Origin of the sequence: Streptomyces sp. NPDC001933 (genome assembly GCF_042890955.1) — a bacterium.
Taxonomy (GTDB): Bacteria; Actinomycetota; Actinomycetes; order Streptomycetales; family Streptomycetaceae; genus Streptomyces.
In genome coordinates this window covers 54,592-74,815 of sequence record NZ_JBIASS010000007.1, presented here as the reverse complement: position 1 = coordinate 74,815, position 20,224 = coordinate 54,592, and the positions used below count along the sequence as shown (strand labels likewise).

Genomic DNA, 20,224 nt, shown 5'->3' with positions numbered 1-20,224 from the left:
GGATGCCGGGGTTTCAGAACGAGGCGATGACCCGGTCGGCGAGGATGTAGACGTTCTCCTTGCCGCAGGAGAAGGTCAGGGCGTACGCGCCGGAGACGCCGGAACCGCCCAGCAGCACCGGGTGCTCACCGTCGCGCAGCGAACCGGCCAGGCGCTCGGCCGTCTCGCGGTGTCCGGGGGTCATGCAGAGCGTGGTGCCGTCGGCGAAGACGTAGACGTCGAGCGTGCCGAGCGGGCCGGGGCGCACATCGGCGAGCTCCGTACGGCTGTCGGCGAGCTCTTCGAGGCGGTTCACGGTGCGCTCGTGGTCGGTGACGACCGGGGTCTGCACCGGTACGAAGTCGGGGTGCGAGGGGTGCCGGCGACGGGCGGCGGCCAGCTCGGGGGAGTCCTCGGCGAACTCCGCCGGTCCGGGCAGCTCGGTCATGTCGGCCAGCTCCGTCAGTTCCACCAGCTCGTCGAGGGCCTCGGTGGCGTCGAGGTCCATCGCGTCCAGGCCCGCGAAGTCGGCCTGGCGGGGCATGAAGAACGGCGCGTCCTCGCCCACCCCGGTCAGGCCGCCCAGCAGGGACGGGGCGTCGGCGGCGTCACGCGCTTCCTGGGTGGCCCAGAAGGCACGGGCCTCGGCGAGCTCGCGCTCGCGCTCCTCGGCCAGCGCTTCGGCGACGGCCGCGCGTATCTCGGCGACCGGGGTGAGGGTGCTGCGGCTCTGCGCGGGCACGGTGATGCCGTGCGCGCGGGCCTCGGACAGTTCGGTACGAAGGGCCGTGACCTGCTTGCGCAGCCCGTGAGCAGCGTGCAGAGCAGCGGCGCCCACGGCCGTGGCGGCGGCGGTGGTCAGCAACAGGGCAAGAGACATGGCGCTCACTGACATACTCCCGGTTTCAATCGATCCCCCGACTTCCTACATCAGCTTGTCCCCTACCTGCGCCCTGTGTCAGTGCATTACGTCACGAATTGGACAGGTCTTTGGGCCTGGGGTTTAACCCTGATGTGGGTGTGACCTGCGGGAATGACTCTCCCCCAGGAGATAGGTCACATCCTGGGGGAGATTCGGTCACGGTCGGGGCTCGGAACCGGCCATCGTGCGGGGCGTGGGCCCGCTGACGGCTTTGTCAGGTCCGGGCCGCCCGGCTCGGCCTCGGCCGGTGGCTCAGCTCAGCCGCTCGATGACCATCGCCATGCCCTGGCCGCCGCCGACGCACATGGTCTCCAGGCCGAACTGCTTGTCGTGGAACTGCAGGCTGTTGATCAGCGTGCCGGTGATCCGGGCGCCGGTCATGCCGAAGGGGTGGCCGACGGCGATCGCGCCGCCGTTGACGTTGACCTTCTCCAGCGGCAGGCCGAGGTCGCGGTAGGAGGGGATCACCTGGGCGGCGAACGCCTCGTTGATCTCCGCCAGGTCGATGTCGTCGACGGTCAGCCCGGCCCGCTTCAGCGCCTGCCTGCTGGCCTCCACCGGTCCGTATCCCATGATCTCGGGGGAGAGGCCGGAGACGCCGGTCGAGACGATCCGGGCCAGCGGGGTCAGGCCCAGCTCGCGCGCCTTGGTGTCGGACATGATCACGAGGGCGGCGGCGCCGTCGTTGAGCGGGCAGCAGTTGCCCGCGGTGACCAGGCCGTCGGGGCGGAACACCGGCTTCAGGCCCTGCACGCCCTCCAGGGTGACGCCCGCGCGCGGGCCGTCGTCCTTCGAGACGACCGTGCCGTCCGGGGTGGTGACCGGGGTGATCTCGCGCTCCCAGAAGCCGTTCTTGAGGGCTTCCTCGGCGAGGTTCTGCGAGCGGACGCCGAACTCGTCCATGTCCTGGCGGGTGACGCCCTTGAGCCGGGCCAGGTTCTCCGCGGTCTGCCCCATCGCGATGTACGCGTCCGGGACGACGCCGTCCTCGCGCGGGTCGTGCCAGTCGTCGCCGCCCCGCTCGGCGCGGGCCGCGGTGCGGGCCTCGGCGTCGGCGAACAGTGGGTTGTGCGTGTCCGGCCAGCTGTCGGAGTTGCCCTTCGAGAAGCGGGACACCATCTCGACACCGGCCGAGATGAAGACGTCGCCCTCGCCGGCCTTGATGGCGTGCAGCGCCATACGGCTGGTCTGGAGGGAGGACGAGCAGTAGCGGGTGATCGTGCAGCCGGGAAGGTGGTCCATGCCCATCTGCACGGCGATGATCCGGCCCAGGTTGTTGCCCTGCTCGCCGCCGGGGAGGCCGCAGCCGAGCATCAGGTCGTCGATGTCCTTCGGGTCCAGCTCGGGAACCCTGGCCAGCGCGGTCTGGATGATCGTGGCGGTCAGGTCGTCCGCGCGCAGGTCCTTGAGCGAGCCCTTGAAGGCCCGGCCGATGGGGGAACGGGCTGCAGAGACGATCACGGCTTCGGGCATCACGCGGCTCCATGAGGGCTGGAAGGCGGGTTCGGGCAGGTGCTGACTTGGAAGTTACCTGTACGTAGACGCTGGGTCACCGGGCTGCGCATGTGACGCCGACCTCTTTTCTAAGCGACCGCTCAGTCGACTGGTGGCCGGTCGGCAGGCTGCTCGGCGGGCCGCTCGACAAGCCTGGGACCGGCCGGTGGACCGGCCGGGGAACCGGCCGGAAGATCGCGTGGTTCCCCGTGCGGTTCCGGCTGCGGGTGGGGCTCCGTGGCCGCGGGCAGACGCCGCCGCCTGCGCTGCTTGAGGAGCGCCCACGGCGCCCGGGCCCCGGTGACCTCTGTACCGGCCTCCTTGGCCGCCTGGGAGGCCGCCTTGGCCACCGGCAGCATGTCCGCGCGCCGGGCCCCGTCCAGCCGCTCGGACTCCGGCCACAGCCCCAGCACCGCGCAGAGCGTGGGCAGCAGCGCCATCGCCGCCGTGGCGTACCCCTCGGCCGACGGATGGTAGTTGTCCGGCCCGAACAGCTCCCGCGGATTGGCCTCGAACTCCGGCCCGAGCAGATCGCCCAGCGATACCGTGCGCCCGCCCTGCTCCACCGAGCCGATCGTCTGCGCCGCCGCCAGCTGCCGGCTCACCCGCCGGGCCAGCCAGCGCAGCGGCTGGTAGACCGGCTCGATCGTGCCCAGGTCCGGGCAGGTGCCGACCACCACCTCCGCGCCCGCCGTACGCAGCCTGCGCACGGCGGTGGTCAGACAGCGCACCGACTGGGTGGCCGGGATCCGGTGCGTCACATCGTTCGCACCGATCATGATCACGCAGACGTCCGGCGGACGGGAGGCGTCGGCGAGCAGCAGCGAGACCTGCCGCTCCAGATCGTCCGACCGGGCGCCCGGCTGCGCCACATTGTGCAGATCCACCGGCCGTTCCGACACCGCCGCGAGCCCCGAGGCGAGCAGCGCCCCCGGGGTCTGCCCGGCCCGGCGCACCCCCTGCCCGGCCGCCGTCGAGTCACCCAACAACCCCAGCCGCAACGGTTCCGCGGGGCCGGCGAACGCCACCCCGTACCGCCCGTCCGCGCTCGGCGGAACCGGTGCGATCCCGCCGCCCACCTGCCGTTTCGCCAGCTGGACCTCCGCCAGCAGGACGCCCACCGCCGCCGCACCGAGCAATCCGATGCTGCCGCCGCCATAGGCCGCGCCCGCCGCGATCCGCCGTGCCACCCTTGCCCTTGACACAGTCCGGTCCACCTCCTCGTCGCCGTACCGCCGTACATACAGCTAACTGCCCCGCAGTGACCGTTGCTCAATCGCTTCGCCCAATCCCGTCCCCGTACGCATACCCTTGCCGCACCATCTCGGAGACCCCGGAGTACACGGTGCAATTCCACGATTCGATGATCAGTCTCGTAGGCAATACCCCGCTGGTGAGGCTGCGCAGTGTGACGGCCGGCATCCAGGCGACGGTCCTGGCCAAGGTCGAGTACTTCAACCCCGGCGGTTCGGTCAAGGACCGCATCGCCCTGCGGATGATCGAGGCCGCGGAGCAGAGCGGCGAGCTCGAACCCGGCGGCACGATCGTCGAGCCGACCAGTGGCAACACCGGCGTCGGCCTCGCGATCGTCGCCCAGCAGAAGGGGTACAAGTGCATCTTCGTCTGCCCGGACAAGGTGTCCCTGGACAAGATCAATGTGCTGCGCGCCTACGGTGCCGAGGTCGTCGTCTGCCCGACGGCCGTTGACCCCGAGCACCCGGACTCCTACTACAACGTCTCCGACCGCCTGGTCCGCGAGACGCCGGGGGCCTGGAAGCCGGACCAGTACTCCAACCCCAACAACCCGCGTTCCCACTACGAGACCACCGGTCCCGAGCTGTGGGAGCAGACGGACGGGAAGATCACCCACTTCGTCGCGGGCGTCGGCACCGGCGGCACGATCAGCGGCACCGGCCGCTATCTGAAGGAGATCAGCGGCGGATCGGTGAAGGTGGTCGGCGCGGACCCGGAGGGCTCGGTCTACTCCGGCGGCTCCGGGCGCCCCTACCTCGTCGAGGGCGTCGGCGAGGACTTCTGGCCGAGCGCCTACGACCGCACGGTCACGGACGAGATCGTCGCCGTGTCCGACAAGGACTCCTTCCAGATGACCCGCCGCCTCGCCAAGGAGGAGGGGCTGCTGGTCGGCGGCTCCTGCGGCATGGCGGTCGTCGCCGCCCTGGAGGTCGCGAGCCGCCTGGGCCCGGACGACGTGGTCGTCGTCCTGCTGCCCGACAGCGGCCGCGGCTACCTCAGCAAGATCTTCAACGACGAGTGGATGGCCGACTACGGCTTCCTGGAGGACACCGGCCCGTCCGCGCGCGTCGCCGATGTGCTCGACCACAAGGCCGGTCCGATCCCGACGCTCGTCCACATGCACCCGGAGGAGACCGTCGGCGAGGCGATCGACGTGCTGCGCGAGTACGGCGTCTCGCAGATGCCGATCGTGAAGCCGGGCGCCGGCCACCCGGACGTGATGGCCGCCGAGGTCATCGGTTCGGTGGTGGAGCGGGAGCTGCTCAACGCGCTCTTCGCCCAGCGCGCCTCGCTCTCCGACCCGCTGGAGAAGCACATGTCGCCGCCGCTGCCGCAGGTCGGCTCCGGCGAACCGGTCGAGGACCTGATGGCCGTGCTCGGCGGCACGAACACCGCGGACGCGGCGATCGTGCTGGTGGAGGGCAAGCCGAAGGGCGTGGTCAGCCGCCAGGACCTGCTGGCGTTCCTCGCCAAGGACGCGACGGCCGGCAAGGCGTAGCACCCTGCGGGGCTCCGCTTCGCGAAAACGGTACGAGCGCGACACGTTCGCGCAGCACCGGCTTAACACGAGTCCGGCAGATTGACGGGTGCCGGCAGGGAGACCCGCCGGCACCCGATACGGCGACACGGACTACGGAGCGGCTCCCGGACCTCCACCGTCGCCAGGACGCGGTGACCGGAACCGACCCGGACCGTGTCTCTCGCGGGGACCGCCGTCGTCCCGCCCCCCGGGCGACCGGGGGTGCGGCGGTCCCCGCGACACATCCGTCAGGGCAGGCGCGCGGTTCCGTCCCTGCACACGCGCGCCTCCGTCCATCCACGCGCGCGGTCCCTGGACGTGTCTCAGCCGGCCGGTGCCGGTGCGGCCGCCCAGCTCGCCAGCAGCGCGATGCGTTCGGCGGTCTCGCTGCCGGGCTCCGGGGTGTAGACCACCAGGGACTGGCCGGGATCGCCGGCCGCGCCGAGCGTCTCGTACGGCAGGACCAGCTCACCCGCGACCGCGTGGTTGATGCGCTTGACGCCACCGGTCTTCGACTTCACCTGATGGTCCGCCCACAGCCGGCGGAAGTCCTCGCTCTTCAGCGACAACTCGCCCACCAGTGCGGCCAGTTGCCGGTCGTTGGGGTGCAGCCCCGCGTACAGCCGCAGATACGCGACCGTCTCCGCCGCCACCGCCGCCCAGTCCGGGTACAGCTCCCGCGCCGCCGGCTCCAGGAACACCTGGCGCGGCATGTTGCGCTCGGCGGCGGGCATCCGGGAGAAGCCGAGGACGGCGTCCCCCAGCGCGTTCCAGGCCAGCACGTCCATCCGGCGCCCCAGGATGAACGCCGGGGCACCGGCCAGCGAGTCCAGCACCAGGCGCAGCCCCGGACGCACCCGCTGGGAGGAGGCCGGAGCCGAGGCGCCGGCCCTGGGGCGCGCCACCGTACGCAGATACGCGTGCTCCGTCTCGTCCAGCCGCAGCACCCGGGCTATCGCGTCGAGCACCGCGTCCGAGACGCTCGGGCCGCGCCCCTGCTCCAGCCGGATGTAGTAGTCGACGCTCACCCCGGCGAGCTGCGCCACCTCCTCGCGCCGCAGTCCCGGCACGCGCCGCCGGCCGTACGCCTGGAGCCCCACGTCCTCGGGCTGGATACGGGCGCGGCGTGAGCGGAGGAAATCCCCCAGGTCAGCTTCCATGGCGTCGATCGTAGAAGAACCGCGATCGCCCGGCCTGGTACTGGCAGACCCAGGAACAGCGTCCCCCTGGGTAACCCGTCGGCCGCCCCGCAGAGTGGAACCAGGCCGGGGGAACGCCCGGGCCGCAAGGCGCACAAGGAGCACGGACATGTCGTACACGACTCTCGCAGGCCGTACCGCCGTCATCACCGGAGCCGCCAGCGGCATGGGCGGCGCGACCGCCCGGCTGCTCGCCGCCCAGGGGGTCAGGGTCGCCCTGCTGGCCCGGCGCGCGGAGCGGCTGGAGGAACTGGCCGCCGCCATCAAGGAGGCGGGCGGCGAGGCGCTCGCCGTCGCCACCGACGTCACCGACCAGGCGTCCGTCGACGCCGCGGCCGAGCTGGTGCACAGCACCTTCGGCCAGGTGGACCTGGTGGTCAACGCGGCCGGTGTGATGCTGCCGAACCCGGTGGACGAGGGCCGGACCGACGAGTGGCAGCGGATGATCGACACCAATGTGACGGGCGCCCTGCGGATCATCCGGGCCTTCACGGCCGACCTGGTGGCGGCGGCCGCCGAGGGCCGCACCGCGGACCTGGTCAACATCTCGTCCATCGGCGCGCACATCATGTTCCCCAACTACGCCGTGTACGGGGCGACGAAGGCGGCGCTGACGTACCTGTCCACGTCGCTGCGCACCGAGTTCGGGCCGCGTGACGTCCGCGTCACGAACATCGAGCCGGGCCTCACCGACACGGAGCTGGCCGGCCACGTCGACAACGCCGAGCTGAGCGGCCAGCTCGACGGCATGTTCGACGCGCTCGGCGGGCTCTCCAGCGACGAGATCGCCGACCTGATCGCCTACGCGACCAGCCGGGCGCGCCACATCAACCTGCGCCAGCTGATCGTGCAGCCCACCCGCCAGGCGTAGGGCCGTGGATTCCCGGGACGGTTCCGAGCCCCCTCGGACCGTCGGTTCCCCCGGCCCGTCGGTTCCCTCACCGTCGGTCCTCCCGGCCGTCGGTCCTTCCGGCCGTCAGCTTCCCCGGCCGTCAGTCCTCCCAGTCGGAGCCCGTGCGGCCGGGGCGGCGCGAGACCCACGGCCAGTTGCGGGCCGCGTGCACGGCGTTGACCGCGACGATCCCGAGCCAGGCGACGATCAGGCCTCCGGTGTGGGCGGCCGCGGCAGCGATCGCCGACAGCGGGACGGCCAGGACCAGCGAGATGATCCCGAAGCCGTAGCGCTCGCCGAAATTCCCCAGCGACTGCGACGGGTGCGCACCCCTGGCGGCGCTCACCCGCTGTTCGGCGAGATGGCGCCGGACCTGGCGGTCGAGAGTGCTGTCGAGCTGCTGCTCGACCTTCTCCAGAAAAGACTCCACGAGCGCGGGCTCGTACTCCGAACCCAGCTCACTACGGGCATGCAGGGCGGCATCGAGCTCGTTCCTGAGCTCGGGGTCACGGGCTTTCATGGCCTTTACGGTACGAATCGCGGGCGTCGCGGGCAGTGGGGCTAACCCCCCTCTTTGGGATGGGCTTCGGGTCGGGCTTCGGGTCGGGCTTCGGGCGGGCGGTTCCTCGGGCAGGGTGCCCGGGGCGGCCGGCTGCCCCGGCTGCATATGGACATGCAGACGCCTTGCTGGCTGAATGGATTTGTCGGCGCCGGATCGCGGTGCGCCGGAAACTACCGAGGGGACAGCATGAGCGGGAGCAGCCCGGCTGCGCGGTTGCAGCAGCTCTTCGAGGGGCGCCGGCTCACACCCACCCAGCGGCGCATCGCGCACTCGATGGTGCGCAGGGCCGGGGACGTCCCGTTCCTGTCGAGCGTGGAGCTGGCCGAGCTCGCCGGGGTCAGCCAGCCGTCCGTCACCCGGTTCGCCGTGGCGCTCGGCTTCGACGGCTACCCGGCGCTCCGCAAGCACCTGCGGGAGGTCGCACCCGCCGAGCCCGTGTCCGTGGCCGGGGGCGCGGACGGGGACGACGTGTACAACGAGTACCAGCAGGCGGTGCTCGGCGAGATCGAGAATCTGCGGCACCTGGCCGAGCTGCTCGCCGACCCCGGGCCCGTCGAGCGGGCGGGCAGGCTGCTGGCGGCCTCGCGGCCGCTGCTGGTGCTCGGGCTGCGGGCCGCCTCCTCGCAGGCGCGAGGCTTCGGATACTTCGCGGCCAAGGTCCACCCCGATGTCCGGGTGCTCGACGAGGGCGGCAGCATGCTGCGCGACCGGATCGACGCCGCGCGCCGGGCGGGTGGCTCCGCGCTGATCTGCTTCGCGCTGCCCCGGCACCCGAAGGAGGTCGTGGACGCGCTCGCGTACGCGCAGGAGCAGGGGATGACCGTCGTGTCGGTGGCGGACTCCGCGTTCGCGCCCGTCGCCAAGTACAGCGATCTGCTGATCCCGGCCGCCGTCGGTACCGGGCTCGCCTTCGACACGGCGTGCGCGCCGATGCTGCTGGGGCGCGTGTTGCTGGAGGCGATGTGCGACGACCTGCCCGACGCGCAGGCATGGCTGGAGGAGTTCGACGCGAGGGCGGCGCGGGGGCTGTTCGTGGAGTGACGGGACCGGGGCTGCCGTCCGGCGTGGCCGGGGACAATGGCGCGGTGCTGGAGCTGCTGCCGGGAATCGGTGCGGCGCTGCCGTCCGGGGCCGGGGTGCTGCGGTTCGGAACGAGCGCCGATGCCGCCCATGACCTGCTGACCGTGTCCGTGGACCGGGTCCACCTGGGGCGGCAGTGCGGGTCGCTGACGATCAAGGACTACTCCGAACTCCGCCATGCCCACGACGCGTGGCTCGGCGGCTACCTCTTCCAGCCCGGATGGAACACCGTGGCCGAGTTCGACGGGATCCGGCTGACCATGGCCGGTGGCGGCCCGGACGCGGCCGACGGGCTCGCACGGGTCGAGGTGGAGCGGGTGCGTCCAGTGTCGGGGCCGGGTGCGGCCGCTGCCGTGTGGGACGGGGTCGATCTGTTCGGGCACCCGGCCGACGAGGTGCTCCTGGTGCTCCCGGAGGCGGTGCGGCTGCCGGAGCCGGCCTCGGGCGTGGCCGTGCCCGCGCTCGGGCTGCGGCTGGGCGGGAATGCTCCGGTGGGCGACAGGTGGGGGCGGCTGACCCTGACCGACACGGAGTCCGACGGCTGGGCGCGGTGCTGCGCCGGCCGGTTCCACTGCGCCAAAAACGGCAACGGACTGGTGGGGATCACGGGCTGAGGGGCGCGCGGCGGGGTGGCCGCCGGGGCTTCGCCGATTCTCAGGCACCGCTCATCTACGGCCACTAACCTCCGGGCCGGAAGGCTCACCAGGGGCTGACGGGCTCATCAGGAGTTGGCGGCTCCACCAGGAGCTGAGGAGAGGGGTACGGACGTGGGACGCGGAGCGCAGTCGTTGGCGAGGGTGGCCGTGATCGTACGGGCCGGTGCCGCACCGCTGTGGTGGCCGGGGCTGCTGGCCGCGGCGATCGGCGCGCTGGTGCCGGGGCTCACCGGGCGCCGGATCGGCCTGCTGTCCGGGGCCGCGCTCTTCCTGATCACCGCTGCGGTGGTGGCGTTCTCGCGCGGCGGCCGGTACGCGGAGCTGGCCGGCGGCGCCACGCGTGCAGGGCGGTCCGACTTCCTCCAGGACCGCGCCGTGACCGTACGCAACTGGCGGCGCGGGCACCGGTGGTGGCTGCTCGGCGCGTTCCTCGTGGCGGTGGCCAGCGCGTTCCTGCTGCCCGGGGCCGGTGGGCTGGTGCTCGCCGGGGCGGGCGCCGGGCTCTGGCTCAAGGCCGTCCGGATCGGGCGGCGCGAGGAGCGGGACGACGCCCTGTACTGGGTGCGGACCGACTGGGTGGAGCGCGGGCGGCCCGCGGGCAAGCAGGTCAAGGGGTACCGGTCGACCGGGCCGATGGCGGGGGACGCCGCGCCCGGCGGGGCGCGGCGCCGGCGCTGAATCCGCCAGCCGTCAGGAGCGGGGCGGCAGCGGGCCGGGGTGCGGGGGTTGCCGCTGGGACGGCAGCGGGCCGGGGTGCGGGGGTTGCCGCTGGGACGGCAGCGGGCCGGGGTGCGGGGGTTGCCGCTGGGAGGTGAGAGACGGGGGTGCCGGGCGGGCGGCGCGGCGCGATGCGGCGTCGATCAGCTCGCCGATGCGGGCGCCCGCGAGGCGGCCCTCGATGTGGAGTGCCCCGACGTCGACCCGGTCCCCGGCCAGCAGTGTGAGGACGGCCGAGGGCCCTGCGGCGTACGACGCGACGCAGCCGGACTCGCCCCGTACGAGAAGTTCACCGAAGCGGCCCCGGCCGGCCGCCTCCGCCATCCGCGTCGCGACGCCGAGCGCGGCCGCGGTCAGCGCGCCGACGCGCTCCGGCTCCACCTCCGGGGTGTCGTGGGCCAGGACGAGCCCGTCGGTGCCGGCGACCAGGGCGCCGGACAGGAGCGGGACCCGGGTCCGTAATCGCCGGAGTTCGGCCAGGACGTCCCGCGCCTGCGCTTCGGCTTCGGCCTCCGCCTCGGGCGCCATCGGCGGTTTCGTCCCGGCGCGCAGCCTGAGTGCTCGGATCACAGGGGCCTCCCATGCGTCTGCGAGCCGGTGCGGCGCAGCGGCCGCGGGCATACGGACGCCCCTCCCGGCCCGGTGTGCGAGTGTGGCCACGAGGCTACGCAACGTGCTTTCCCTGGACAGGGGTTCGGGCATTCCCCAGGGGCACATGCCCTGGTGCACGGAGGCGTACGGAGGGCGCGTGGCGAGGGCGCCGGGCGACCCGTGTGCGGGGTGAGCGCCGGGTGTCCGTCCCCGTGCGACGGCGCGGGGCTGTTGACTACGAGTATTCAGACCTTCAGGATGTGAATAGAGGAGTTACAGTCGCGAGGAGGCATTTCCATGTCAGGACCCCGCCCCGTTCGGGCACCGCGCGGTACGGAACTCAGTGCCCTGGGATGGCAGCAGGAGGCCGCCCTGCGCATGCTCCAGAACAACCTCGACCCCGAGGTCGCCGAGCACCCCGACAAGCTCGTCGTCTACGGCGGCACCGGCAAGGCGGCCCGCGACTGGCGCTCCTTCGACGCGATGGTGCGCACACTGCGGACGCTCAAGCAGGACGAGACGATGCTCGTCCAGTCCGGCCGCCCGGTCGGCGTCATGCAGACGCACGAGTGGGCGCCGCGCGTCCTGATCGCCAACTCCAACCTGGTCGGCGACTGGGCGAACTGGGAGGAGTTCCGCCGCCTGGAGGCGCTCGGGCTCACCATGTACGGCCAGATGACCGCCGGATCGTGGATCTACATCGGCACTCAGGGCATCCTCCAGGGCACGTACGAGACGTTCGCGGCGGTGGCGGCCAAGAAGTTCAACGGCACCCTCGCCGGCACGATCACCCTGACCGCCGGACTCGGCGGCATGGGCGGCGCCCAGCCGCTGGCCGTGACCATGAACGACGGCGTCGCGATCTGCATCGACTGCGACCCGCGCGCCATCGAGCGCCGGATCGAGCACCGCTACCTGGACGTGCGCGCCGACTCCCTGGAGCACGCGCTCCAGCTGGCCACCGAGGCGCGGGACGCCCGCCGCCCGCTCTCCATCGGCCTGCTCGGCAACGCGGCGGAGCTGCTGCCCCGGATGCTCGCCGAGGGCGCCCCGATCGACATCGTCACCGACCAGACCAGCGCGCACGACCCGCTGTCGTACCTCCCGCTCGGGCTCGACTTCGACGACATGGCCTCGTACGCCGCCGAGAAGCCCGCCGACTTCACGCAGCGCGCCCGGGAGTCGATGGCCAAGCACGTCGAGGCGATGGTCGGCTTCATGGACGCCGGGGCCGAGGTCTTCGACTACGGCAACTCCATCCGCGGCGAGGCCCGGCTCGCGGGCTACGACCGGGCGTTCGACTTCCCAGGCTTCGTGCCCGCGTACATCCGGCCGCTGTTCTGCGAGGGCAAGGGCCCGTTCCGCTGGGCGGCGCTGTCGGGCGAGGCCTCCGACATCCACAGGACCGACAAGGCGATGCTGGAGCTCTTCCCGGAGAACGAGTCGCTGCACCGCTGGATCAAGATGGCCGGCGAGCGCGTCCACTTCCAGGGGCTGCCCGCCCGGATCTGCTGGCTCGGCTACGGCGAGCGCGACCGGGCCGGTGAGCGGTTCAACGACATGGTGGCGAGCGGTGAGCTGGCCGCCCCGCTGGCCATCGGGCGCGACCACCTGGACTGCGGCTCCGTGGCCTCCCCGTACCGGGAGACCGAGGCCATGCTCGACGGATCCGACGCGATCGCCGACTGGCCGCTGCTCAACGCCATGGTCAACGTGGCGTCCGGCGCCTCGTGGGTCTCCATTCACCACGGCGGCGGTGTGGGCATGGGCCGCTCCATCCACGCCGGGCAGGTGACCGTCGCCGACGGTACGGAGCTGGCGGGCGAGAAGATCCGCCGGGTGCTCACCAACGACCCGGGCATGGGCGTCATCCGGCACGTCGACGCCGGGTACGACATGGCGGAGTCCGTCGCCGCGGACAAGGGCGTGCGCGTCCCGATGACGGAGGACGGCCAGTGAGCCTTCAGACCGGGAACGGGAACGGGAACGGGAACGGGATCACGGCCGGGGCCGGGAACACGGGCGGCGCAGGCGCTCGCGCCGACGCCGGTGGCCACAGCGGTTCGTCCTCGTTCCAGGCCATGTGGCGGGAGCTCCTGCCCATCGGCCGGAACCGGGGCAGCGGCGGCTACCGGCGCTACGCCTGGACCGGGGCCGACGTCGACTGCCGGGCCTGGTTCCGGGCGCAGGCCGAGGCGCGCGGGCTCACCTACGAGGTGGACCGGAACGGCAACCAGTGGGCCTGGCTCGGTGACCCCCTGGCCGGGGACGCCGTCGTCACCGGCTCGCATCTCGACTCCGTACCGGACGGCGGCGCCTTCGACGGGCCGCTCGGTGTGGTCTCCTCCTTCGCCGCGCTCGACGAACTCCGCAGCAGGGGAGTGGAGTTCACCCGGCCGCTTGCCATCAGCAGCTTCGGCGACGAGGAGGGGGCCCGATTCGGGCTCGCCTGCGTCGGCTCCCAGCTCGCCGCCGGACGGCTGACCGTCGAGGCGGCGCACCGGCTCCGCGACGACCAGGGCATCACGCTGCCGCAGGCCATGGAGGCGGCCGGGTACGACCCCGACACCATCGGCCCGGACCCCGAACGGCTCGCGCGCATCGGCGCGTTCGTCGAACTCCACGTCGAACAGGGGCGCGCCCTCGACCTCAGCGGCGACCCGGTCGGCATCGCCTCCGCGATCTGGCCGCACGGACGCTGGCGGTTCGACTTCCGGGGCGAGGCCAACCACGCGGGCACCACCCGGCTCGCCGACCGCCGCGACCCGATGCTCACGTACGCCGAGACCGTGCTCGCCGCCCGCCGGGAGGCGGAGCTGGCCGGCGCCCTCGCCACCTTCGGCAAGGTCGCCGTCGAGCCCAACGGGGTCAACGCCATCCCCTCCCTCGTCCGGGGCTGGCTCGACTCCCGCGCCGCCGACCAGGACCGCCTGGACGCCGTGGTCACCGGCATCGAACGGGCCGCCCGGGAACACGCCGAGCGGGCCGGTATCGACGTCGACGTCGTACGGGAGTCCTTCTCGCCCGTCGTGGAGTTCGAGCACGCCCTGCGCGACGAGCTCGGCAAGATCCTCGCGGGCCGTGGCGACGCCGGTCGTGCCGTACCCGTCCTCGGGACCGGCGCCGGACACGACGCGGGTATTTTGTCCGCTTCGGTGCCGACCGCCATGCTGTTCGTCCGGAACCCCACCGGGGTCTCGCACTCGCCGGCCGAACACGCGGCCGAGGACGACTGCGTGGCCGGGGTGGTCGCACTCGCCGACGTACTGGAAGGTCTCGCGTGCAGCTGACAACGGAGCCGGCGGGCAGGCCCGCCACCGTGACGTACTGGTTGTCCCACGCCTGGCTCGGCACCCATGTCGAGCCGGGCGTCGCCCTGGACGTCTCCGGCGGACTGATCGCGGGCGTCCGCACCGGCGTCGCCACCCCGCCGCCGGGCGCCACCGTGCTGCGCGGGCTCACCGTCCCCGGGCTCGCCAACACCCACTCGCACGCCTTCCACCGCGCCCTGCGCTCCACCGTCCAGGTGGGCTCCGGCACCTTCTGGACCTGGCGCGAGATCATGTACCAGGTCGCCTCCCGGCTCACCCCCGACTCGTACTACGAACTCGCCCGCGCCGTGTACGCCGAAATGGCGCTGGCGGGCATCACCGCGGTCGGCGAATTCCACTACCTGCACCACGCGCCGGGCGGCACCCCGTACGACAACCCGAACGCGATGGGCGAGGCCCTGATCGCGGCGGCGGGCGAGGCCGGGATCCGGATCACCCTGCTGGACACCGCCTATCTCTCCGCCGGATTCGGCGAGCGCCCCACCCAGTACCAGCAGCCCGACCGGCACCAGCTGCGCTTCTCCGACACCACCGCGGACGCCTGGGCCGAACGCGCCGGTCTCCTGAAGGGCTCCGACCACGCCCTGATCGGCGCCGCAATCCACTCCGTGCGCGCCGTGCCCGCCGCGCAGCTCGCTACCGTGGCCGCCTGGGCCGAGGAGCGGCAGGCCCCGCTCCATGTCCACCTCTCCGAGCAGACCGCGGAGAACGACGCCTGCCTCGCCGCCCACGGCCGCACCCCCACCCGGCTCCTCGCCGACCACGGCGTCCTCGGCCCGCGCACCACCAGCATCCACAACACCCACCTCACCGCCGAGGACATCGCACTCCTCGGCTCCTCGGCGACGGGCACCTGCATGTGCCCCACCACCGAACGCGACCTCGCCGACGGAATCGGCCCCGCCGTCGCCCTCCAGCGGGCCGGATCGCCGCTCTCCCTCGGCAGCGACAGCCACGCCGTGATCGACCTCTTCGAGGAGGCCCGCGCGATGGAGCTCAACGAGCGCCTGCGCACCCGGGCGCGCGGCCACTGGACGGCGGCCGCCCTGCTGCGTGCCGCCACCGTCGACGGACACGCGGCGCTCGGCCGGCCCGAGGCGGGCGTCATCGAACCCGGAGCCCCCGCGGACCTGGCGACCGTCGCCCTGGACTCCGTCAGAACAGCGGGGCCGGTGCCCCGACTGGCTGCCGAAGCAGTCGTATTCGCCGCCTCCGCCGCCGATGTGCGGCACACGGTCGTGGCAGGCCGACACCTTGTCCGCGACGGGCAGCACGCACTTGTCGAGGACGTACCCGCAGCACTCGCCTCGGCCGTGGCCGCCCTGCACGGCTGACGCCGGAACCCAGTAAGGAGAGCAACACCCCGATGACGACGACCGCCATCACCAACATCGCCAGTCTGGTCACCAACGACCCCTCCCTGTGCGCGGATTCCCCCCTGGGCACGATCCGGGACGCGGCCGTCGTCATCGAGGGCGACCGGATCGTCTGGACCGGTGAATCAAGCAAAGCACCCGCCACTGACAACGCCGTCGACGCGGGCGGCCGGGCGATGATCCCCGGCTTCGTCGACTCCCACTCCCACCTCGTGTTCGCGGGCGACCGCACCGAGGAGTTCAACGCCCGGATGTCCGGCCACGCCTACAGCGCGGGCGGCATCAGGACCACGGTCGCCGCCACCCGCGCGGCCACCGACGAAGAGCTCTCCGCCAACGTCGCCCGCTACCTCGCCGAGGCGCTGCGCCAGGGCACCACCACCTTCGAGACCAAGTCCGGCTACGGCCTCACCGTCGAGGACGAGGCCCGCGCCCTGCGCATCGCCGCCCGGCACACCGAGGAGGTCACCTACCTCGGCGCCCACGTCGTCTCCCCGGACTACGCCGACGACCCGGCCGGCTACGTCGACCTGGTCACCGGGCCGATGCTCGACGCCTGTGCCCCCTACGCCCGTTGGGTCGACGTCTTCTGCGAGAAGGGCGCCTTCGACGGCGACCAGGCCCGCGCGATCCTGACCGCGGGCATGGCGAAGGGCCTGCTCCCCCGCGTCCACGCCAACCAGCTCGGCCACGGCCCCGGCGTCCAGCTGGCCGTCGAACTCGACGCCGCGTCCGCAGACCACTGCACCCACCTCACCGACGCCGACGTCGACGCCCTGGCCCAGGGCAACACCGTCGCCACCCTGCTCCCCGGCGCCGAGTTCTCCACCCGCGCCACCTGGCCGGACGCCCGCCGCATCCTCGACGCCGGCGCCACCGTCGCCCTCTCCACGGACTGCAACCCGGGCTCGTCGTTCACGTCCTCCATGCCCTTCTGCATCGCCCTCGCCGTACGCGACATGGGCATGACGCCGGACGAGGCCCTCTGGTCCGCCACCGCGGGCGGCGCCGCGGCCCTGCGCCGTACGGACATCGGCCGCATCGCCCCAGGCGCCCGCGCCGACCTGGCCCTCCTCGACGCCCCCAGCCACGTCCACCTCGCCTACCGGCCGGGCGTCCCGCTGGTCCACACGGTCTGGCGGCGGGGCGAACGCGTCGTCGGGGAGCCGCAGTCGTAGAGCCGTGGCCGTAGTCGCAGAGCCGTAGCCGTAGGCCACGCTCAAAGCAGCCGTAAGCCACGCTCAAACACGCGGAAGGACCCGCCTCCTGACGAGGCGGGTCCTTCCGCGAGGCGCCTGTCGCGGGTCGCGCGACGGGTCCTCCACGAGGCGGCGTGCCGCTCACTCCTCCAGGGTCAGCCCCTTGCGCAGCTTGACCAGGGTGCGGGAGAGCAGCCTCGACACATGCATCTGGGAGATGCCCAGCTCCTCGCCGATCTCCGACTGCGTCATGTTGGCGACGAACCGGAGCGAGAGGATCGTGCGGTCGCGGCGTGGCAGCGCGGCGATCAGCGGCTTCAGGGACTCGACGTACTCGATGCCTTCGAGTCCGTGGTCCTCGTAGCCGATGCGGTCCGCCAGCGCGCCTTCGTGGTCGTCCTCCTCGGGCTTGGCGTCCAGCGAGCTCGCGGTGTACGCGTTGCTCGCGGCCATGCCCTCGACGACCTCGTCGCGGGTGATGCCGAGGCGGTCGGCGAGCTCGCCCACGGTGGGCGATCGGTCCAGTCGCTGGGCGAGCTCGTCGCCCGCCTTGGCCAGGTCGAGCCGCAGTTCCTGGAGCCGGCGCGGGACGCGCACGGACCAGCTGGTGTCGCGGAAGAAGCGCTTTATCTCGCCGACGATGGTCGGCATCGCGAACGTCGGGAACTCCACGCCCCGGCTGAGCTCGAAGCGGTCGATCGCCTTGATCAGGCCGATGGTGCCGACCTGGACGATGTCCTCCATCGGCTCGCTGCGGGAGCGGAACCGGGAGGCGGCGAACCTGACCAGGGCCAGGTTCAGTTCGACGAGCGTGTTGCGGACGTACGAGTACTCGTGAGTGCCCTCTTCGAGGGATTCGAGCCGCTCGAAGAGCGTCTTCGACAGTGCCCTGGCGTCCAGCGGCCCCACTTCGTCATAGGGCGGGATCTCGGGAAGTCCTTCGAGACCGTCACTCGCGCCGCGGCCGGAGCCATCGGTGCGGTCGGTGTCGCTGATGACGTCCGTGGTGATGACGCCTGTGGTGGTGCTCGTGGTGGTGCTGGTACCTCTGTCGGTACCGGTGCTGCTGCGGGTGCCGTCCTCGGCGCTCGCGGCAGGGGAGTCTGAGTGGGTCAGTCCCTGAGGACATGCTGACGTCGCGTTGTGGGGACGCGGTCCGTCGAGCCGGGGTGACATGGTCTCCTCCATCGTTCTCGGCATATGGCTGCCGATGCCCATACGTGTTCCTGCGGTGAAGCGGCGCCTCCGAAGCCGGCCGTGTTTTGGGTGTCCTCCTACCCTTACCCGCTTCGGACGGACACTTACAAGCGCCAATTGACGCTATATGTCCGGTTTGTTGAGGTCTTCGGGTATCGCGTGGCGCACAGACCGCGTAATGTTTCAAGAACGTCAGAGGCAGCACATACGCATCTGCGCACGCGAAGGCGCAGGCAGTGACGAACGGCGAAGAGGGACGGGCATGGACCGCGGGACGGTCGGCAGCGCGAACCGGGGTCGACTTCATGTCGAGGTCCGGACCGAAGGGCGCAGCGAGGTAGTGACGCCGGTGGGTGAGCTGGATCACCACACGGCGGATCTGCTGCGGGAGCCCCTGGAGCACGCGGTCGAGCAGGGGCGGGTGCGCCTGGTGGTCGACTGCTCGGGACTCGAATTCTGTGATTCCACCGGGCTCAATGTGCTGCTCGGTGCCCGCCTGAAGGCGGAGGCGGCCGGGGGAGGGGTCCATTTGGCCGGAATGCTGCCGGTGGTGGCGAGGGTCTTCGAGATCACCGGGGCCGAGGCGGTCTTCACCGTCCACGACTCCCTCGAAGCGGCCCTGGACACGTGACCGCGGCGCGTTTCGCGGCCCCGGGCGCCCCTTGTGTTGCCCGTGTCACGCGATCCGCGTAGACGAAGTGGGTGTTGTCACGATTCGGCCGGGCAGGAGTCATCCGGCGGAGCCATGGGCGACCACCAGAATCTGAATCCGTACTTGCAACTGTTCGATCTTGTAGCTGTTCGATGCAATTGTTCGATGGCGACATGGTGAATCGGTGAGGTGAAGCGCTGATGAGCACCACCCGGCAGCATCCGCCGGGCGACCTCGGCCCCGAGCCGGAGGACGTCGGCGTTCAGCCGCACCCGGACACGGGCGCCGGTGCGGCCTCCTCCGAGCCGGCCGAGCGGCAGTGGCTCACCCTGTCGCTGCGCGGGGTCAGCGGCATCGTGCCGACCGCCCGCGACTTCGCCCGCCAGGCGCTTCACGAATGGGGCTGGCTCCCCGCGTCGAGCGCCGACGGCCGGGCCGCCGCCGAGGACGTCCTGCTGGTCGTCTCCGAGCTGGTCACCAACGCCTGTCTGCATGCCGACGGGCCCGAGGAGATGCGTATCGCCTGCACGGCGAAGGTGCTGCGGGTGGAGGTCGTCGACTCGGGTGCGGGACAGCCCGCGCCGCGCACCCCGCACCGGGCCGGGCGGCCCGGCGGGCACGGCATGTTCATCGTGCAGCGGCTCTGCCTGGACTGGGGCGTCCTGCGGGTGCCCGGCCGGTCCGGGAAAACCGTCTGGGCGGAGCTGGCCGCCCCCGCGTAGGCCGGCCGGACCCCCCGGGGTGTACGGCCCCGTGGATTGCAGCACCGAGGAGCGCGCCGGATCGGCGCGCTCTTTGTCTTCCCTCCATAAGGCACCGGGCGTACCTTGAGCGCCCGATCTGATATGTCGTCAGAAAAATACGTCGGTGCGAACCGGCGTGCGGCGACTTCCGGCATGAGGGGAACTCAGGTGTCCTACCAGAAGCGAACAGCTCTCGCGCTGGCGTCCGCGCTGGCGGGCACGGTGGTGCTGATGGCCGCGCCCGCCGCCCACGCCACGGTCGTGGACGTCGACTACAACTGCAAGACCCCGATCGGCGACAAGAGTGCCGTGTCGCCCATCGACATCAAGAGCGTCAAGAGCGGGGGTGGCTACCGGCTCACGATGTCCTTCCAGAAGGGCGTCTCCTCCAGCCCCGTGGAACTGGGCAAGGGTGCGATGAGCCCCAGCGCGGTCATCGAGGTGGGCGGCGCCGACCCCGGCCAGGTCCAGGTCTCCGGCGCACCGAACTCCGCCGCGATACCCGCCAACAGCCCCATCAAGATCAGTGACCTGTCGGGTACGTACACCCCGAAGAAGAGCGGCAAGGTCGACTTCACCGCCGGAGTGCTCACCATCAAGGCGCTCGGTACGACGACGACCTGCACCCCCACCAACAAGCCGGGACCGTCGCTCCAGCTCGATGTGACGGCCGCGGGCAACGCGCAGAGCGCCCCGGACGACGGGCAGCTGCCGAAGACCGGTCCGCTCGACTCGGCCGTGGCGCTCGGCACGCTGGGCGGCACGGTGCTGCTGACCGGTGCGGCCGGGGTGCTCTGGCTGACCAGGCGAGGGCAGGGGGTCGCGGGCCGATAGGGGCCGTTCCTGCCGGACCGGGCCGG

19 protein-coding genes are annotated in these 20,224 nt (G+C 72.0%); 12 read left to right on the top strand and 7 right to left on the bottom strand.

Features of this window, described 5'->3' with window-relative positions; translation table 11 throughout:
* Positions 1-13: 13 nt before the first annotated feature.
* From ACFYY7_RS19015 to ACFYY7_RS19005, 3 genes are all read right to left on the bottom strand, one after another.
* Positions 14-874, bottom strand: coding sequence for a hypothetical protein (locus ACFYY7_RS19015; RefSeq protein ID WP_388662791.1), 861 nt, complete (start codon positions 872-874; stop codon positions 14-16).
* A 279-nt stretch (positions 875-1,153) separates the two neighbouring features.
* Entirely contained in the window at positions 1,154-2,374 is a 1,221-nt protein-coding gene (locus tag ACFYY7_RS19010) for an acetyl-CoA C-acetyltransferase (protein ID WP_388662790.1), read from the bottom strand.
* A gap of 122 nt (positions 2,375-2,496) precedes the next feature.
* A complete protein-coding gene (locus ACFYY7_RS19005; protein ID WP_388663220.1) occupies positions 2,497-3,585 on the bottom strand; it encodes an SGNH/GDSL hydrolase family protein in 1,089 nt (362 codons plus the stop codon).
* Between the two features lie 155 nt (positions 3,586-3,740).
* Here ACFYY7_RS19005 and ACFYY7_RS19000 point away from each other — a divergent pair, with 155 nt between their 5' ends.
* Positions 3,741-5,147 carry a cystathionine beta-synthase gene (locus ACFYY7_RS19000; protein ID WP_351261348.1) on the top strand — a complete coding sequence of 469 codons (1,407 nt, stop codon included), beginning with the start codon at positions 3,741-3,743 and terminating at the stop codon, positions 5,145-5,147.
* Positions 5,148-5,491: 344 nt separating this feature from the next.
* Here the strand turns inward: ACFYY7_RS19000 and ACFYY7_RS18995 are convergent, their stop codons facing one another.
* Positions 5,492-6,328 carry a helix-turn-helix transcriptional regulator gene (locus tag ACFYY7_RS18995; RefSeq protein ID WP_388662788.1) on the bottom strand — a complete coding sequence of 279 codons (837 nt, stop codon included), beginning with the start codon at positions 6,326-6,328 and terminating at the stop codon, positions 5,492-5,494.
* A 148-nt stretch (positions 6,329-6,476) separates the two neighbouring features.
* Between ACFYY7_RS18995 and ACFYY7_RS18990 the strand changes: the two genes are divergently transcribed.
* A complete protein-coding gene (locus tag ACFYY7_RS18990) occupies positions 6,477-7,238 on the top strand; it encodes an SDR family oxidoreductase (RefSeq protein WP_388662786.1) in 762 nt (253 codons plus the stop codon).
* Between the two features lie 121 nt (positions 7,239-7,359).
* On the opposite strand, the gene ACFYY7_RS18985 is transcribed toward ACFYY7_RS18990, so the two are convergent.
* On the bottom strand, positions 7,360-7,779 hold the full coding sequence (locus tag ACFYY7_RS18985; RefSeq protein WP_388662784.1) for a hypothetical protein: 420 nt from the start codon (positions 7,777-7,779) through the stop codon (positions 7,360-7,362).
* 228 nt (positions 7,780-8,007) lie between these two features.
* On the opposite strand from ACFYY7_RS18985, the gene ACFYY7_RS18980 reads away from it, so the two are divergent.
* The 3 genes from ACFYY7_RS18980 (at position 8,008) to ACFYY7_RS18970 (ending at position 10,235) form a co-directional block, all read left to right on the top strand.
* Complete coding sequence (locus ACFYY7_RS18980) at positions 8,008-8,862, top strand: MurR/RpiR family transcriptional regulator (RefSeq protein WP_388662782.1); 855 nt, start codon at positions 8,008-8,010, stop codon at positions 8,860-8,862.
* A 44-nt stretch (positions 8,863-8,906) separates the two neighbouring features.
* Positions 8,907-9,515: a hypothetical protein gene (locus ACFYY7_RS18975; RefSeq protein WP_388662780.1), complete on the top strand. Its 609-nt coding sequence runs from the start codon at positions 8,907-8,909 to the stop codon at positions 9,513-9,515.
* 153 nt (positions 9,516-9,668) lie between these two features.
* Positions 9,669-10,235, top strand: a complete 567-nt coding sequence (locus tag ACFYY7_RS18970; RefSeq protein WP_388662778.1) for a hypothetical protein — start codon at positions 9,669-9,671, stop codon at positions 10,233-10,235.
* A 12-nt stretch (positions 10,236-10,247) separates the two neighbouring features.
* Here the strand turns inward: ACFYY7_RS18970 and ACFYY7_RS18965 are convergent, their stop codons facing one another.
* Positions 10,248-10,802, bottom strand: coding sequence for a roadblock/LC7 domain-containing protein (locus ACFYY7_RS18965; protein WP_388663218.1), 555 nt, complete (start codon positions 10,800-10,802; stop codon positions 10,248-10,250).
* Positions 10,803-11,162: 360 nt separating this feature from the next.
* Between ACFYY7_RS18965 and hutU the strand changes: the two genes are divergently transcribed.
* The 4 genes from hutU to hutI all read left to right on the top strand — a co-directional run bounded on the left by hutU (position 11,163) and on the right by hutI (position 16,751).
* Positions 11,163-12,824, top strand: coding sequence for a urocanate hydratase (gene hutU / locus ACFYY7_RS18960; protein WP_388662776.1), 1,662 nt, complete (start codon positions 11,163-11,165; stop codon positions 12,822-12,824).
* Positions 12,825-12,946: 122 nt separating this feature from the next.
* A complete protein-coding gene (locus tag ACFYY7_RS18955; RefSeq protein ID WP_388663217.1) occupies positions 12,947-14,155 on the top strand; it encodes an allantoate amidohydrolase in 1,209 nt (402 codons plus the stop codon).
* Positions 14,146-15,531 (top strand): formimidoylglutamate deiminase, encoded by a 1,386-nt coding sequence (locus tag ACFYY7_RS18950; protein WP_388662774.1) that lies wholly within the window; start codon positions 14,146-14,148, stop codon positions 15,529-15,531. Before ACFYY7_RS18955 ends, ACFYY7_RS18950 begins: the two co-directional genes overlap by 10 nt.
* A 32-nt stretch (positions 15,532-15,563) precedes the next feature.
* Positions 15,564-16,751 carry an imidazolonepropionase gene (hutI, locus tag ACFYY7_RS18945; protein WP_388662772.1) on the top strand — a complete coding sequence of 396 codons (1,188 nt, stop codon included), beginning with the start codon at positions 15,564-15,566 and terminating at the stop codon, positions 16,749-16,751.
* A 162-nt stretch (positions 16,752-16,913) separates the two neighbouring features.
* On the opposite strand, the gene ACFYY7_RS18940 is transcribed toward hutI, so the two are convergent.
* On the bottom strand, positions 16,914-17,948 hold the full coding sequence (locus tag ACFYY7_RS18940; protein WP_388663215.1) for an RNA polymerase sigma factor SigF: 1,035 nt from the start codon (positions 17,946-17,948) through the stop codon (positions 16,914-16,916).
* A 283-nt stretch (positions 17,949-18,231) separates the two neighbouring features.
* Here ACFYY7_RS18940 and ACFYY7_RS18935 point away from each other — a divergent pair, with 283 nt between their 5' ends.
* The 3 genes from ACFYY7_RS18935 to ACFYY7_RS18925 all read left to right on the top strand — a co-directional run bounded on the left by ACFYY7_RS18935 (position 18,232) and on the right by ACFYY7_RS18925 (position 20,198).
* Positions 18,232-18,600, top strand: coding sequence for an STAS domain-containing protein (locus ACFYY7_RS18935; protein WP_266732405.1), 369 nt, complete (start codon positions 18,232-18,234; stop codon positions 18,598-18,600).
* A gap of 221 nt (positions 18,601-18,821) precedes the next feature.
* Positions 18,822-19,343, top strand: coding sequence for an ATP-binding protein (locus ACFYY7_RS18930; protein WP_388662770.1), 522 nt, complete (start codon positions 18,822-18,824; stop codon positions 19,341-19,343).
* A 189-nt stretch (positions 19,344-19,532) separates the two neighbouring features.
* On the top strand, positions 19,533-20,198 hold the full coding sequence (locus ACFYY7_RS18925) for a peptidase (RefSeq protein WP_388663213.1): 666 nt from the start codon (positions 19,533-19,535) through the stop codon (positions 20,196-20,198).
* Positions 20,199-20,224 lie beyond the last annotated feature (26 nt).